Here is a 16,804-nt window from a genome sequence, read left to right as displayed (position 1 = left end):
AACAATTTTGTATCACATCACAGCGAAGCCGCATAGTCGTACAACGATTTTAACAGCCGTAAGTTATGGGTATTTTCGTTGTGCACCTGCGCGAGTTGCTCCAGTCGCTGCATAAAGGCTTCAGCGGATAAAAAGCCTGCCGGCGGTGCCAGCATCCGCTGCTGACAAAACTGACGCCAACGCTCGAGCTCTTTGTCGGTCAGGGTTGCCGGGAAATTACGCGCGCGATAGCGGAACAATAACTCCGGTAAACGTTTGTCGGCGGTATTCAGCTCCAGCCCCGCCAGTTGCTGCGGGCTGGCGTCCCGGATCATGGCCATGTTATTGCGATCCTGATCACTGAAAAAGCCCTGATAAATTTGCAAGTCGACGTCGTCCGCCGTAACAAACGGACGTTCCTGTTCGTACACCGCAACCAATTGGTCACGTTGATCCGCCGCCGAACTCAAATATTGCACCCGCTGATTGATGGCATCAACATCCAAATCCGCCGCGGCCGCTGCCGCGGAGGAAATGGTGTTTATCGGCGCCAGGAACGGACAGCGGCTCAGGTTAATCAGTTGTAGCCCAAGTTTTGGCAACCCCTGAGCCTCGCGTTGCTGCTTGCTGGCGTAGGTGTGTTCGATGATTTGCTCCGTCGTCAAACCATCCAGTACGGCGGGGTCACAGCGTAAATCCCATACGATGACCGCATTGTTCTGGCGCGGATGAAAGGCAATTGGCAGCACGGCACTTAAATAACGGTTATCGCTGCCATAAAAACCACTGACATGAGCCAGCGGTTGAGGCTGCTGCCAATTGAACAGATCCAGCAGTGCGGCTTTGCGCCGAATTTTAAACGCCCACTGCCACAATTTCGGCTGTTGCTCTTTAATCAGCTTCGCCAGACCAATGGTCGCATACACGTCAGACATGGCATCGTGAGCCTGACCGTGATCGATGCCATTGGCTTTGGAGAGGTGCTCCAGCTTAAGACTCACCCGGCCGTCGTCGTTATTCGGCCATTCAATACCGTCGGGTCGAAGCGCATAGCAGGCTCGCGTCACATCAATCAGGTCCCAGCGGGAATTACCGTTTTGCCAGGCGTATTCGTAAGGGTCATAAAAATTGCGATAAAACAGCGTGCGGGATACTTCATCGTCAAAGCGAACATTGTTATACCCGATCACCGTTGTGTTTGGCTGGGCAAATTCCTGATGAATAGCGCGGGCAAAATCGGCTTCGTTCACGCCCTGATTCAACGCTAACTGGGGCGTAATGCCAGTAACCAGTACCGCCTCAGGATTGGGCAGAAAGTCGGGGGTAGGCTGTGCGTACAGCTTAAGTGCACGTCCAACCGGATTTAACTCCGCATCGGTGCGGATACCGGCAAACTGTGCCGGGCGATCAATGTGCGGATTCGCACCCCAGGTTTCGTAATCGTGAAAGTAGAAGGTCGGCGTTGAAGCGTCCATAGCATTCCGTGATCATTATTTTCGCTCGAGTATAACACGTCAGCGAATCTTTGGGGCAGGCGGGTAGCGTGGCTAAGAAAGCCGGCTGGGTGATTGACAGTTGCTTTTCAAGAGACGCCCGTAAACCCATCCATGGCGCCAGACACTCTTGAAAAGCAACTGAAGCCATCACCTTATCGCCGGCCTTTTAGCCACGCTGCCCGTACCAGGATTACAAACGCTGGTAGTCTTCGATGACCAGATCGTAAGCCTTCGCTAATTTCTCGGTCAGGGTACGGTTGTCCTCGTGGCGAAAGGCCAGCTCGGCGTGGGGCAGGACACGTTCGCCGACGCGCCGGGCGATGGCGTCTTCCAGTTGACGTTGGTCGCCTGCTGCGGCATCGGTGGGGACTTCCACCGTGATGTCCGCTTTAGAGCCAATGTGCTCGTAGGTTACACGATAAGTAGGCATAATCCCTCCATAAGTCGCATTGCTAAATGCGCGTTTATCCCCTCTAATAAGGTTAGAACAATGACAGCAAAACACAGGGGATTCTTATAATGAAATCAAAACTCTTATTATCGGTACTCGCCGCAGCGGTGATGGGATCAGCGCCGGCGTTGGCTGATGACCATAAAATGAACGATATCGCGATTGCCATTCATGGTGGTGCCGGTACCATTACCCGCGCGAATTTAACCGCCGAACAGGAGCAAGCCTACAAAGATAAACTCGAGGAAGCGCTGCAGGCGGGCTATGAGGTACTTAACGAGGGCGGTGACAGCACCAGTGCGGTGATTGCGGCCATTCAGATCATGGAAGCGTCACCGTTATTTAATTCCGGTGTTGGCGCGGTTTACACGTGGGATGGTGAGCATGAGTTGGATGCGTCACTGATGGAAGGTAAGAACGGCAATGCCGGTGCGGTAGCCGGGGTTAAAACGGTGAAAAGCCCAATTGCATTAGCGCGCGAGGTTATGGAGCAGTCGGTACACGTGATGTTAAGTGGTGCGGGCGCTGAAACCTTTGCTAAGAAGCAGGGCCTGGAACTGGTCGATAACAGTTATTTTAATACCGATCGCCGTTATCAGCAGCTGTTACGGGCAAAAGAAACGATCAAAGCCAGTGAACAGCCGGAACAACAAGCGTGGGAGTACCTGGATTTAGACTATAAATACGGCACCGTTGGTGCGGTAGCGGTTGATAAAGACGGTAACATCAGTGCGGGGACGTCTACGGGCGGCATGACCGCGAAACGTTATGGTAGAATAGGTGACTCACCAATCATCGGAGCCGGTACCTGGGCTGATAATGACAGTTGTGCGGTATCAGCGACGGGCCATGGTGAATACTTTATTCGTTATCACGTTGCAGCTGATATTTGCTCGCGGGTGAAATATCAGGGTAAGACCGTGGCTGAAGCCGGCGATGAAGTGATTCACGGTGTGCTTGAAAAGGCCGGGGGCACCGGTGGTGTCATCATTATAGATGCGGACGGCAATGTTGCGATGCCATTTAATACCGAAGGCATGTACCGCGGGTACATGAAAGGTGACGGCAAAGCGCATATTGCGATATACCGCGAGGATAACTAAGTCGGGAGTTTATGGATCCTAAAGCGCTGATTAAGCAGTATCAGACCGAACTGGAACAATGCACACTTCAACAGGCCGCGCAACTGCGCGGCCGTTTACGTGGACTGCACAAAGTCAAAAAGCCAGAACGTCAACAACAGATCCTGGACAAAATCAAAGCGGATATCGAAGCGGCTCAACTGGCTTATCTGGCCCGCAGCGAGCAACGTTTTCATATTGAGTACCCGGACCAATTACCGGTCGCACAGCAACGGGACGACATCAAAAAAGCCATTCGCGAGCATCAGGTCGTGGTGGTTGCGGGTGAAACAGGTTCGGGCAAAACCACACAGCTGCCAAAAATGTTGCTGGAGTTGGGGTACGGCCGGCGTGGTGTGATTGGGCACACGCAACCGCGCAGGCTAGCCGCGCGCAGCGTCGCCGCGCGTATCGGTGAAGAGTTGAAGGATACGCAAAATCAGCAGGTCGGTTATAAAATCCGGTTTCAGGATAAAACCGCAGAAACCACGGCAATAAAGCTGATGACCGATGGTATGCTGTTGTCAGAGTTACAAAATGATCCGTTACTGCTGCAGTACGACGCCATCGTGATTGACGAGGCCCATGAACGTAGTCTTAATATCGACTTTTTGTTGGGGGTACTGCATCAGTTACTGCCCAAACGCCGGGATCTTAAGGTCATCATTACCTCGGCGACCATCGAAACTGAACGTTTTTCCAAACACTTTAATGATGCGCCGGTGCTTACCGTTAGTGGCCGAACCTATCCCGTTGAAGTACGTTACCGGCCGCCGACTGATGGCAAAAGCTCGGAAACCGATGTTTTGCAGGGGCTGTTGGACGCGGTACAGGAATTACAGGCAGAAGGGCCGGGTGATATCCTGATTTTTGCCAGCGGTGAACGTGAAATACGTGATTACGCCGATGCCATAAACGATTTGCAGCTGCGCGACACTGAGGTGTTGCCGTTGTACGCACGACTGTCGTCGCACGAACAAAACCGCGTGTTTCATCCCCACGGCGGCCGTCGTATTGTGATCGCCACCAATGTTGCTGAAACCTCGCTGACGGTTCCGGGCATTCGTTATGTGATTGATCCGGGTACGGTGCGCATCAGCCGTTATTCCTACCGTACCAAGGTGCAACGGCTGCCGATTGAACCGATATCGCAGGCCAGCGCCAACCAACGTAAAGGTCGCTGTGGCCGAATTGGGCCGGGCATTTGCATTCGTCTGTACAGTGAAGAAGATTTTATGAGCCGGCCGGAATATACCGACCCGGAAATCTTACGCACGAATCTGGCCGCCGTCATTCTGCAGATGTCCGCACTGCGGCTGGGCGATATTCGCGAATTTCCGTTTGTACAAAAGCCCGACGAACGTTTTGTCAAAGACGGTCTAAACTTATTGGAAGAAATTCATGCCATTGACGCCGGGCGTAAACAGCAACAGCCACGTCTGACCGAGATTGGTCGACAGCTTTCGCGACTGCCGCTCGACCCGCGTTTAGCACGCATGGTGCTGGCAGGGCAGCAGCATGGTTGCGTGCGCGAAATGCTGATCATCACCGCCGCACTGAGTATTCAGGATCCCCGCGAGCGTCCCCATGAAGCGAAACAAAAAGCCGATGAATGGCATCAACGCTTTGCCGATAAAAGCTCTGATTTTAATGCGTACCTGAACCTCTGGAACTATGTGCAGGAAAAGCAGAAAGCGCTGAGCGGCAATCAATTCCGAAAGCAAATTAGCCGCGAATTTTTGCATTTTATGCGCATTCGTGAATGGCAGGACATTTACACCCAGAGTCGTCAAAGCGTTCGCGAGATGGGACTGCGCATTAATGATGAAGCGGCAACATTCGAACAAGTGCATCGCGCGATCCTGAGCGGACTGGTATCGCAGGTTGGCTTGAAAGATCAAAAACACGAATATCAGGGTACTCGGCAAACGCGCTTTCATATCTTCCCCGGCTCTCATTTATTTGGCAAACCGCCTAAGTGGGTCGTCAGTGCCGAGTTGGTTGAAACCTCACGCCTGTTTGGCCGGGTAAATGCGGCGGTGGAACCGGAGTGGATCGAAGATGCGGCGCAACATCTGGTGAAACGTCAGTATCTGGAGCCGCACTTCGAGGCCAAACAGGGATCAGTTGTTGCCGACGAGCAAGTCACGTTACTCGGTTTGATTCTGGTGGGTCGTCGCCGTGTTCAATATGGCCCGGTGGCACCGGTTAAAGCGCGCGAGTTGTTTATTCGCGAGGCGCTGGTGCAGGGACAGATTAAACGTCAGTTACCGTTTATTAAGCATAATATTAAGTTAATTGAGAGCGTGCAGGAGCTGGAAGCAAAATCGCGCCGGCGCGATATTTTGGTGGATGAAGAAGAACTGTTCGACGCCTACGACCGTCATATTCCGGCCGGTATTTTTACGGAAAAACTGTTGGCGGGCTGGTGGCATAAAGCCAGTAAAAAAGACCCCAAGCTGTTGTTCTTTGAACGCGAGGATCTGATCGGTGCGGATACCTCGCACATTACCGAACAGGAGTACCCGGAGTTTTGGCGTCAGGGCAATCTGCGGCTGCCGTTAACTTATCACTTTGAACCGACCGCGGAGGACGATGGTGTCAGTGTTAATATTCAGCTGGCCATTCTCAATCAGGTGTCCGAAGAGGGTTTCGACTGGCACATTCCGGCATTGCGGGAAGAACGTATTGCGGCGTTAATTAAGTCTCTGCCGAAGCCGATACGCCGCAATTTTGTACCGGCACCCAATTACGCCAGTGCGGTGATGGCGGACATTGAGCCCATGCAAGGCTCCTTATTAGAGGCGATGACGGATAAATTGCGTCGCATGAGTGGCGTAACCGTAGACCCCGATGCCTGGAACGAGGAGGCGGTACCGGCTCATCTGCGCATCAACTTCAAAATTCTGGATGGCAAAAAAACGGTGCAGCAGGGGCGGGATTTGTCGGTGTTAAAGCAACAGTTGTCCGGACGGGTGCAACAGCGCCTGGACAAATCAGCCGGTGACGAGGTCAAGCGTAGCGAAGTCGAAGACTGGGATTTTGATGTGTTACCGCAGGTGGTCACGGAAAAACAACACGGATTTGAGATTAAGGCTTATCCGGCGCTGACTGCTGATAATGGCAAACTGTCGGTACAAATGTATGACAACGCCGACGAAGCCGAAGCTAAGCACTTGCGCGGCGTTCGTGAGTTGGTGTTGAAACAGGTGCCGTCACCGGTCAAACACTTGCAAAAAAGCCTTTCCAATAAAGCCAAGCTGGCAATGTACTTTAACCCCTGGGGTAAGGTCGACAGCCTGATCCAGGACTGTATCGCAGCGGCTGTTGATGAAATCATTGCTGAGCACCGCCAGCAGGGTAACTCGATTCGCGATGAACAGGCGTTTCAGGCCTTGAAAGAACAGGTGCGCGGCGAGTTGAATGAGCGGGTTGAAGTAATAGCCGGTTTGGTTGAGCGCTGTCTGCTGCTCAGTCAACAACTGCGTAAACAACTGAAAGGCAAGATACCATTGGATCAGATACAGTCCCGCGGCGATGTGCAAAAGCAGTTGGATGAACTCATTTTTAAGGGGTTTGTCAGTCAACTTGGGGCGGCGCGGTTAGCGGACGTGGAGCGTTATTTAAAAGCACTGCAAAAGCGCCTGGAGAAGCTGCCGGTTGATCCGAACAAGGATCGATTACACACCTTGACGCTGGACAAGCTTGAACAGGATTATAAAAAGCTATTGAAAAAGTATACCAAAGTGGTACCGCAGCAAGTTGCTGAAATCTACTGGATGCTGCAGGAGTTACGGGTATCGTTGTTTGCGCAGACGTTGGGTACTAAGTATCCGGTGTCAGAGAAGCGGGTAAGGAGTGCTATGGATGAGGTAACCCGCGCCTGAGGCGCGAGTTACCTCAACTCATTAAGCGGCGTAAAGACCTAAATGCTCTTTCGCGTAGGCTTCGAATTCTGTGAAGCCACCGACGTGTGTTTCATCAACAAAGATTTGCGGTACGGTGTGTACCGGTTTGCCGACGGTTTTTTCCAAATCCGCTTTGGTAATGCCTTCCGCTTGAATATCAACATAACGGTAGTCAAAGTCGTCACGGTCTGCTTTTAACTGGTCAGCAACGTCTTTAGCACGGACACAGAATGGGCAGCCAGGACGGCCGAAAATAACGGTAAACATAGTAATCCCTCTTTACTGCAATAGTTAGAATTTAAAACGGTTGAGAATGTTCAAAACTTGGTCATATTATCCATTTTTTATGTCAGATTAACAATAAATGGATACGATAAGGGTTATCGAAAAAACAAATCGGGTCAGTGGTCAAGATCCAGATCACTGGTCGGGACGCAGCAGCAGGGCAGAATATCGCCTTTGCGCACATAGGCCAGCGGCTCATTAATGTAGCGCACGCTGCCGCTTTTCAAGGTCGAGCGGCAGGCACCACAAAAACCACTTTTACAGTGGTAGTGCACCTCGAGCTGATGAGCTTCAAGCGCTTCCAGAAGTGTTCCTTCAGATGCGTCAACGGTGAGCTCATGCTCACCGTTCACTGTCACCTTAAAGACCGTTTGGCTCATAGGCGCTAGAGATCAAAATCACCCAGATCGGAGGCATCCACGCTGCTGTCTATTTGACCCACCAGATAAGAACTGATTTCGGCTTCCTGCGGCGCGACCTGAACGTTGTCTGACACCAGGTATTTGTTCATCCATGGCAGCGGGTTAGAGCGCTGTTCAGGGAAGGGGGCGTCAAAACCAATGGCTTGCATGCGCAGATTGGCAATGTACTCAACGTACTGGCACAGCATACTTTCGTTAAGACCGATCATGGAACCGTCTTTAAATAAGTAATGCGCCCATTGCTTTTCTTGCTTCACCGCGGTCATGAAGATGTTGTAGGCATCGTCGCGCAGTTCTTCCGCAATTTCCTGCATCTCCGGATCGTCTTCACCGTACTGCCACAGGTTAATCATGTGCTGGGTTGACGTCAGGTGAACGTTTTCGTCCCGGGCAATCAAGCGGATGATCTTAGCATTACCTTCCATTAATTCGCGTTCTGCAAAGGCGAACGTACAGGCAAAGCTGACATAGAAACGAACCGCTTCAAGGGCATTGACTGAGTTAATGCACAGGAACAATTTCTTTTTCAGTTCGCGCATGGTGACATTATGAACTTTGCCATCCACTTCGACTTCGCCTTCGCCGTGGGTTTGCCACAACTGTGTGTAGAAAATCAGGTCGTCATAGTATTGAGAAATGTCATTAGCGCGCATTTTAATTTGCTCGTTAATGACGATGTCTTCAAATACTTCACTCGGATCGCTGAACAAATTACGCAGAATGTGCGTGTAGGAGCGCGAGTGGATGGTTTCAAAGAACGACCAGGTTTCGATCCAGGTCTCGAGCTCAGGAATAGACACAATCGGTAGCAATGCGATATTCGGGCTACGGCCCTGGATGGAGTCGAGCAGCGTCTGGTATTTCAGGTTCGAAATAAAGACGTGCTTCTCGCTGGCGGTTAGCTTGTTAAAGTCAACACGGTCGCGGCTGACGTCAACTTCTTCCGGGCGCCAGAAAAAACTGATCTGCTTTTCGATCAGTTTTTCGAAAATACTGTGTTTTTGTTGATCATAACGCGCCACGTTAACCGAGTTACCAAAAAACATGGGCTCGGCTAACGGGTTAGTCTGCGTTTGGTTAAACGTTGAATAAGACACTGAGCAAACTCCTTCGCTTAAATCTTACAAGCACCGCCGGCGCAATCGTCATCTTCTTCGATAACAACTTCTGCCGGGCTTTGTGCCTGCGGTTTATTCGCCTGTTTGCGCGCCTCGCCAATATCGGCCTGATTGTCGGCTGCACCATCGCGAGTGTTGTGATAATAAAGCGTTTTAACACCCATCTTGTAAGCCGTCAGTAGATCCTGCAGCAGTTGCTTCATCGGTACACGACCGGCGTCAAACTTGCTCGGGTCATAGTTGGTGTTGGCCGAAATGGTCTGGTCGATAAATTTCTGCATGATACCGACCAGTTGCAGATAGCCTTTGTTATTCGGGATTTGCCACAACAGCTCGTATTTATCTTTCAGATTCTCGTAATCCGGAACCACCTGCTTGGTAACACCGTCTTTTGACGCTTTCACGCTGACGAACCCACGCGGTGGTTCAATACCGTTAGTGGCGTTGGAAATCTGCGAAGAGGTCTCCGACGGCATCAGCGCCGACAAGGTTGAGTTACGCATACCGTACTGCTGAATGTCTTTGCGCAATTGCGCCCAGTCCAGCTGTAGCGGCTCGTTGCATATGGCGTCGAGATCCTTTTTATAGGTATCGATCGGCATAATGCCTTTTGCATAGGTGGTTTCGTTGAACTTCGGACACTGACCTTTTTCTTTTGCCAGGTTCATCGACGCCTTCATCAAGTAGAACTGCATCGCTTCAAAGGTTCTGTGCACCAGCGCGTTGGCTGAACCGTCGGAATATCTGACACCGTGCTTGGCGAGGTAGTAGGCGAAGTTAATGACACCAATACCCAGCGTACGACGGTTCATGGTGGCATTGTAGGCTGCCGGCACCGGGTATTCCTGATAGTCCAACAGGCTGTCGAGAGCTCGTACGGCGAGGTCAGCCAGCTCTTCAAAATCTTCGAGCTTTTCGATCTTACCCAGGTTAAAGGCAGACAGGGTACACAGTGCGATTTCACCTTCTTCGTCATTAACGTGACGTAAAGGCTTAGTCGGCAGTGCGATTTCCAGGCATAAATTGCTTTGACGCACCGGCGCCACTTTCGAGTCGAATGGACTGTGCGTGTTGCAGTGGTCAACGTTTTGCACGTAAATGCGGCCGGTACTGGCGCGCTCCTGCATAAAGAGACTGAATAACTCAATCGCTTTAATGCGCTTCTTACGAATGCTTTCGTCCTGCTCATATTGCACGTACAGGCGCTCAAACTGATCCTGATCTTCGAAGAAGGCATCGTACAGACCCGGAACATCGGATGGGCTGAACAGCGTGATGTAATCGTCTTTGATCAAGCGCTGATACATCAGACGGTTAAACTGTACGCCATAGTCCAGGTGACGAACACGGTTTTCTTCAACACCACGGTTGTTTTTCAGTACCAGCAGACTTTCCACTTCGAGGTGCCAAAGTGGGTAGAACAGGGTGGCGGCACCACCGCGAACACCGCCTTGAGAGCAGCTTTTAACCGCTGTCTGGAAGTACTTATAAAACGGAATACAACCGGTGTGAAAGGCTTCGCCATTGCGAATTGGGCTACCCAGAGCGCGGATACGACCGGCGTTAATACCAATACCGGCGCGCTGTGAAACGTATTTAACGATGGCACTGGCCGTCGCGTTAATGGAGTCGAGGCTGTCGCCGGTTTCAATCAGAACGCACGATGAGAATTGCCGTGTTGGAGTACGAACACCTGACATGATGGGCGTCGGTAACGAAATCTTAAAGGTCGACGTAGCGTCGTAAAAACGCTTGATGTACTCCATCCGCGTTGCTTTAGGGTAGTTGGCAAACAAGCATGCGGCGACCAGAATATAGAGGAACTGAGCGCTCTCGTAGATGTCACCGGTAACACGGTTCTGCACCAGGTACTTGTTTTCCAACTGCTTCACCGCGGCGTAGGAAAAGTTCATGTCACGCCAGTGATCAATGATCTCATCCATCTGGTCGAACTCCTGCTCGCTGTAATCGTCCAGCAAGTGCTCGTCGTAGCGGTGTTCCGCAACCATTTTTTTGACGTGATCATACAGGCGCGGTGGCTCAAATTTGCCATACGCACGTTTACGCAGGTGGAAGATGGCCAGCCGAGCCGCCATATATTGGTAGTCCGGCGCCTCTTCGGAGATCAAATCCGCCGCTGCTTTAATGATAGTTTCGTGAATGTCCTCAGTCTTGATGCCGTCGTAAAACTGAATATGGGACTTAATTTCGACTTGAGATGCAGACACATTATGAAGGCCTTCTGCTGCCCACATGATGACACGGTGGATCTTATCGAGGTTTAAAGGTTCGCGTTGACCACTGCGTTTGGTGACGAATAGTTGATCGTTCATTTTAGCGCCGACTCTTATCTATTTGTTATATAAGTGTAGCCACAAGATATTGTGTAAAAAACCTTCTGATTAACGAATGAACACAATATCTAGGGGTGAAGGATTACTCAGTATGCTAGAAGTAACGTCCCCTGTGATCAAGTCAATTTACGTCAAAATAATAAGAAATTTATGTTGCAAAATGCGATAGATTCTCACAACGCTTAAGCTACTTGCGTTTGCGCCGGGGACAGTGGCATATAATTTTTTTGTCTGTAAATTTGCTTTCTTAGTCGCAGCAATTCTATAGCGATTGTGTCAATGCGTCAGCGACGGAAAGTATGCGTAATAATTGCTGCGGCGTTTCAATGGTGTAATCGGCACCCCAACGCTGCGGTTGGTCTTCATCACTGATGTAACCATAGGCAGCAAGTACCGTTGCCATGCCCGCATTTACGCCTGCTTGAATGTCACGTTCGGCGTCGCCGACGTACAGGCAACTGTGAGCATGAACACCTAATTGTTCGGCCGCATGCAGCAGGGGTTCCGGAGAAGGCTTGGCTACCGGTAACGTATCGCCGCCGACCACCACCTCAATGTGAGCGAATTCCGGGTAGTGAGGCAGCAACCTGTGGGTTAGTGCAATCGGCTTGTTGGTGACTATCGCCACTTTAATATCGGCCTCCTGCAGGGCGGCCAGCAGTTCCGCAATACCGTCGTAAGGGCGGGTATGGGTGGCAATGTTGTCGTGATAATAGCTTAAAAACTGTTGCCGTAGTTGCGGCAGCAACTGCTCCTGCGAGGCGGCAATGTCGTCGGCAAAGACTAAATTCAGCAGCCCGCGGGAGCCGTGCGAGGCATACGGCGTAAACCGCTCAGCCGGCACCGCCGGACGTTGATGCAAATGACAGACATGATTTAACGCCGCACCGAGATCTGGTGCTGTATCCAGCAGCGTACCGTCGAGGTCGAATAATACCGCGGCTACCGGTTTGTTGTCCTGGTTACGCATGGTTGCCCACCGTCAGCGTAGGTTTTGTTAAGGCAATAATGTAGTTGACATCAACATCCTGAGCACTGAGTTTAAAACCTTGTAACGGATGATAGACGATACCGTTCATGGCCTGCGCCTGCAGTCCTGCTGCATCGGTCATTGCCAGGAGTTCCGACGGCTTAATAAAGCGTTGATGATCATGGGTGCCTTTTGGCACCCAGCGCAGTATATGCTCGGCAGCTACAATACCCAGCAACCAGCTTTTTACGTTACGGTTTAGGGTTGAGAAAAACACCGTGCCCCCCGGTTTTACCATGGCTGCACAGGCTTTCACAATCGAGCCCGGGTCGGGCACGTGTTCAAGCATTTCCAGGCAGGTGACAACGTCAAAGTGCTGGGGATGCTGGCTGGCGAATTGCTCTGCTGAAATGCATTGATAGTCTATGTTTAATTGACTCTCAAGCGCATGCAGGCGTGCTACTTCCAGTGATTGCTCAGCCAGGTCAATGCCCTGGGCGTTAGCACCGCGTTGCGCCATGCCCTCGGTCAGTAAGCCACCGCCACAGCCAACGTCGACGACCTTCTTAGCAAACAGCCCGTTGACGTGCTGCTCGATAAAGTCCAACCGTAACGGGTTGATTTTGTGCAGTGGTTTAAATTCACCCTCCGGATCCCACCAGCGCGATGCAAGCGCAGAAAACTTATCGATTTCGCCAGGGTCAACATTCTGAGTGTTTGAAAAATGGTCGTTTTGGGTCATGAGTGCAAGCGCTGAGCGCTACCTTATGCATCGAATCATGGTGCATAGCATACCGCAGCGCTGGATTGTTAAAAAGAGGGTGCGAGAATGAATTGGTATGGGTACAATGACCAGATCATTATAACAACGAACTAGCGTAGTTTTTTGATGCCGCATCGATGTGCATCAAAAAATGACCGTTGGGCAATGTGTTAGGGATTTAGGGATCTAACTATGAGCGATCTTGCCAGAGAAGTATCACCCGTCAATATTGAGGATGAGCTTAAGAGCTCCTACCTTGACTACGCGATGAGTGTGATTGTCGGCCGTGCGTTACCGGATGTACGCGACGGCTTAAAACCGGTTCACCGTCGCGTGTTGTTCGCGATGAACGAATTGCGCAACGACTTTAACAAACCATATAAAAAATCAGCGCGTGTGGTCGGTGACGTTATCGGTAAATATCACCCACACGGTGATTCTGCTGTTTACGACACCATCGTCCGTATGGCGCAGCCATTCTCATTACGTTACACCCTGGTTGATGGTCAGGGTAACTTTGGTTCTGTGGACGGTGATTCCGCAGCCGCTATGCGTTACACCGAAATCCGCATGGAAAAAATCGCCCACCAGTTGCTGGCCGATTTGGATAAGGAAACCGTCGATTTTGTCGATAACTACGACGGCACCGAGCGTATTCCGGACGTGTTACCAACCCGTGTACCGAACTTGCTGGTCAATGGCTCGTCCGGTATCGCCGTCGGTATGGCGACCAACATTCCGCCGCACAACCTGAACGAAGTCATCAACGGTACCCTGGCGTTGATCGAAAACCCGGACATCACCATCGATGAACTGATGGAGTACATTCCGGGGCCTGATTTCCCGACGGCAGCAAGCATTTCTGGTCGTTCGGGCATCATAGAAGCTTATAAAACCGGTCGTGGGCGTATTCACTTGCGCGCTAAAGCCGAAGTTGAGGTGGATGAAAAATCCGGCCGTGAAAGCATCATTGTGACGGAAATTCCTTACCAGGTGAATAAAGCACGGCTGATCGAAAAAATTGCCGAGCTGGTCAAAGAAAAACGCCTTGAGGGCATCAGCGGATTGCGCGATGAGTCGGACAAAGACGGTATGCGGATTGTGATTGAAATCCGCCGCGGCGATGTCGCTGAAGTGGTATTAAACCACTTATACGCCAACACCCAGATGCAGGTGGTGTTCGGGATTAACATGGTGGCGCTGGATAAAGGTCAGCCGCGCCTGTTCAACTTATATGACATGCTCAACGCGTTTGTTCGTCACCGTCGCGAAGTGGTAACCCGTCGCTCGGTGTATGAATTGCGTAAAGCGCGTGAGCGTGCACACATCTTAGAAGGCCTGGCGATTGCGCTGGCCAATATCGACGAAGTGATCGAACTGATCCGCCGCTCGCCAACACCGGCTGAGGCAAAAGCGGGACTTACCTCACGCAGTTGGCAGTTGGGCAATGTCGCGTCAATGCTGGAAGCCACTGGTGTTGATGCAGCACGTCCGGATCACTTGCCGGAAGAGTATGGTATTCGTGACGGCAACTATTACCTGACCGAAGAGCAGGCCCAGGCGATCCTGGATTTGCGCCTGCATAAGCTGACTGGCCTCGAACACGAAAAAATTCTGGAAGAATATAAAGGCATTCTCGATCAAATCGCTGAATTGCTTCATATTTTGCGTTCATCTGAGCGTCTGATGGAAGTGATTTGTGAGGAGCTGATTGAGATTCGCAATAATTTCGGTGACGAACGTCGTACCGAAATCACCGCAGCCACGCATGACATCAGCATGGAAGACCTGATTAATGAAGAAGACGTGGTGTTGACACTGTCGCACGAAGGCTATGTGAAATACCAGCCGTTAACCGAGTATGAAGCGCAGCGTCGTGGCGGTAAAGGCAAGGCGGCCACGAAGATGAAGGACGAGGACTTTATAGAGCGACTGTGGGTGGCGAATACCCACGACACCATCCTCTGTTTCTCAACGTATGGCCGAATTTACTGGATGAAGGTTTATCAGTTGCCGCTGGCCAGCCGTGCGTCCCGTGGTAAGCCCATTGTAAACTTGCTGCCGCTGGAGTCCGATGAACGCATTACCGCGATTTTGCCGACACGAGACTATCCGGAAGACAAGTTCGTCATTATGGCGACCAAAAACGGCACCGTTAAGAAAACCCCGTTACCTGAGTATTCACGCCCACGTAACGGCGGTATCATCGCGCTTAATCTGAACGAAGGTGATGAGCTGATCGGTGTTGATATTACCGACGGTGAACAGGAAATTATGCTGTTCTCAGACGCCGGCAAAGTGGTTCGCTTTAGAGAGGATCAGGTCCGTTCAATGGGTCGTACCGCCACCGGTGTACGTGGTATACGCCTGGAAGAAGGGCAACGCGTGGTGTCTCTGATTGTACCGCGTAGCTACGAAGATCAGGAAGCCGCTATCCTGACTGTCACCGAAAATGGCTATGGTAAACGTACTCCGGTGGGCGATTACCCAACCAAATCCCGGGCAACCAAGGGCGTTGTTTCGATCAAAGTCAGTGAGCGTAACGGCAGTGTGGTCGGCGCTATGGAAGTGATCGACGGCAACGAAATCATGCTGATCAGTAACAAGGGTACGCTGGTGCGCACCCGTGTTAACGAAGTATCAGTGGTTGGCCGTAATACTCAGGGTGTGCGCTTGATCCGTACCGGTGATGATGAGCAGGTGGTCGGTTTGCAACGCATTGATGAGATGGACGTTGACGACGAACTGGACGGCGAGCTTGACGCTGAAAACAGTGCAAGCAGCGAAACCAATGAAGGCGAAAGCAATGAGTAACGCACCGTTTAACTTTTCTGCGGGGCCTGCAATGTTACCGAAGGCGGTGATGCGGCAGGCTCAGGAAGAGCTGTTGAACTGGAACAATACCGGCGTCTCGGTGATGGAATTTTCTCACCGGGATCCGGCGTACGTCAAAATGGCCCGTCAAGCCGAGCAGGATTTACGCGATTTGTTGGCGGTGCCGGACGACTACGAAGTATTGTTTCTGCAAGGTGGAGGCCGGGGTCAGTTCTCGGCCGTCCCACAAAATATTGCGGCGAAGACGGCTACGGTTGACTACCTCGACACCGGTATCTGGTCCGGCTACGCCATCCGCGAAGCTCAGAAATACGTGCGCGAGGTCAATGTTGCTGCTGGAACGGTAGAAACCGGCAATGGTAAGGCGATAGCCCCGCGCAGCGACTGGCAGTTGTCCGACAATGCGGCGTATTTTCATTATTGCCCGAACGAAACGGTGGATGGCATCGCGTTGCATGAAATCCCCGCCGATATCCAGGCGCCGATTGTCGCCGATATGTCGTCTAACATTTTATCCGAGCCGCTTGATGTCAGCCGTTTTGGCGTCATTTATGCCGGGGCGCAGAAAAACATCGGCCCGTCTGGCTTTGCCATTGCCATAGTGCGCAAGGATCTGCTGGGTCATCCCCAACCCGAGTTAAGCTCGATCATGGATTACCAGTTGCAGGCCAAAGACGGCTCGATGTACAACACGCCCAATACCTTCGCCTGGTATTTGGCGGGTCTGGTGTTTCAGTGGATCAAAGAGCAGGGCGGTTTAGCGGCGATGGGTGAGCAGAACCATCGTAAAGCAAAAACCCTTTACGACTATATTGATCAATCCGATTTTTATCGCAACAGCGTTCACCCGGCCAATCGTTCGATCATGAATGTGCCGTTTCAGCTAGCCGATGAACGGCTTGATGAGCGCTTCCTGCTGCAGGCAAAGGACGCTGGTCTGATGGGGCTGAAAGGCCATCGTTTTGTCGGTGGCATGCGAGCCAGTATTTATAATGCGATGCCGCTGGAAGGGGTGAATGCGCTGATCGATTTTATGGATGAGTTCCAGCGCAACGCATAAGCACGAAATAACAATAAAAATAACGACGTAGAACAACAAAAG

Annotated in this window: 12 protein-coding genes; 4 read left to right on the top strand and 8 right to left on the bottom strand. The window is 51.5% G+C overall.

All coding sequences use genetic code 11. The features are described 5' to 3' along the window. Nucleotides 1-17 precede the first annotated feature (17 nt). On the bottom strand, nucleotides 18-1,454 hold the full coding sequence (gene sbcB / locus C5610_RS06590) for an exodeoxyribonuclease I (RefSeq protein ID WP_105306476.1): 1,437 nt from the start codon (nucleotides 1,452-1,454) through the stop codon (nucleotides 18-20). Nucleotides 1,455-1,665: 211 nt separating this feature from the next. After that, nucleotides 1,666-1,905: a hypothetical protein gene (locus C5610_RS06585; RefSeq protein WP_105306475.1), complete on the bottom strand. Its 240-nt coding sequence runs from the start codon at nucleotides 1,903-1,905 to the stop codon at nucleotides 1,666-1,668. An 89-nt stretch (nucleotides 1,906-1,994) separates the two neighbouring features. On the opposite strand from C5610_RS06585, the gene C5610_RS06580 reads away from it, so the two are divergent. Continuing rightward, nucleotides 1,995-3,029, top strand: coding sequence for an isoaspartyl peptidase/L-asparaginase family protein (locus C5610_RS06580; RefSeq protein WP_105306474.1), 1,035 nt, complete (start codon nucleotides 1,995-1,997; stop codon nucleotides 3,027-3,029). An 11-nt stretch (nucleotides 3,030-3,040) separates the two neighbouring features. Next, entirely contained in the window at nucleotides 3,041-6,934 is a 3,894-nt protein-coding gene (gene hrpA, locus C5610_RS06575) for an ATP-dependent RNA helicase HrpA (RefSeq protein ID WP_105306473.1), read from the top strand. A gap of 21 nt (nucleotides 6,935-6,955) precedes the next feature. Here the strand turns inward: hrpA and C5610_RS06570 are convergent, their stop codons facing one another. From C5610_RS06570 to ubiG, 6 genes are all read right to left on the bottom strand, one after another. After that, a complete protein-coding gene (locus tag C5610_RS06570) occupies nucleotides 6,956-7,222 on the bottom strand; it encodes a GrxA family glutaredoxin (RefSeq protein WP_105306472.1) in 267 nt (88 codons plus the stop codon). 134 nt (nucleotides 7,223-7,356) lie between these two features. Next, a complete protein-coding gene (gene yfaE, locus C5610_RS06565) occupies nucleotides 7,357-7,620 on the bottom strand; it encodes a class I ribonucleotide reductase maintenance protein YfaE (protein WP_105306471.1) in 264 nt (87 codons plus the stop codon). 5 nt (nucleotides 7,621-7,625) lie between these two features. Continuing rightward, on the bottom strand, nucleotides 7,626-8,759 hold the full coding sequence (nrdB, locus tag C5610_RS06560) for a class Ia ribonucleoside-diphosphate reductase subunit beta (RefSeq protein WP_105306470.1): 1,134 nt from the start codon (nucleotides 8,757-8,759) through the stop codon (nucleotides 7,626-7,628). 17 nt (nucleotides 8,760-8,776) lie between these two features. Then, nucleotides 8,777-11,113: a class 1a ribonucleoside-diphosphate reductase subunit alpha gene (gene nrdA, locus C5610_RS06555; protein ID WP_105306469.1), complete on the bottom strand. Its 2,337-nt coding sequence runs from the start codon at nucleotides 11,111-11,113 to the stop codon at nucleotides 8,777-8,779. A gap of 283 nt (nucleotides 11,114-11,396) precedes the next feature. Then, a complete protein-coding gene (locus C5610_RS06550) occupies nucleotides 11,397-12,104 on the bottom strand; it encodes an HAD family hydrolase (protein WP_105306468.1) in 708 nt (235 codons plus the stop codon). Continuing rightward, nucleotides 12,097-12,846 carry a bifunctional 2-polyprenyl-6-hydroxyphenol methylase/3-demethylubiquinol 3-O-methyltransferase UbiG gene (ubiG, locus tag C5610_RS06545; RefSeq protein WP_105306467.1) on the bottom strand — a complete coding sequence of 250 codons (750 nt, stop codon included), beginning with the start codon at nucleotides 12,844-12,846 and terminating at the stop codon, nucleotides 12,097-12,099. The genes C5610_RS06550 and ubiG overlap by 8 nt, the downstream gene beginning before the upstream one ends. Nucleotides 12,847-13,059: 213 nt before the next feature. On the opposite strand from ubiG, the gene gyrA reads away from it, so the two are divergent. Both gyrA and serC read left to right on the top strand, forming a co-directional pair. Beyond that, complete coding sequence (gene gyrA / locus C5610_RS06540) at nucleotides 13,060-15,681, top strand: DNA gyrase subunit A (protein WP_105306466.1); 2,622 nt, start codon at nucleotides 13,060-13,062, stop codon at nucleotides 15,679-15,681. Next, the gene (gene serC / locus C5610_RS06535) at nucleotides 15,674-16,762 is read left to right on the top strand and encodes a 3-phosphoserine/phosphohydroxythreonine transaminase (protein ID WP_105307733.1); all 1,089 of its coding nucleotides are present in this window, start codon (nucleotides 15,674-15,676) and stop codon (nucleotides 16,760-16,762) included. Before gyrA ends, serC begins: the two co-directional genes overlap by 8 nt. Nucleotides 16,763-16,804: the final 42 nt, after the last annotated feature.

Source organism: Idiomarina sp. OT37-5b (assembly GCF_002968395.1).
Taxonomy (GTDB): domain Bacteria; phylum Pseudomonadota; class Gammaproteobacteria; order Enterobacterales; family Alteromonadaceae; genus Idiomarina; species Idiomarina aquatica.
The sequence above is the reverse complement of the archived record's forward strand: the minus strand, read 5'-3'. Positions and strand labels throughout refer to the sequence as shown.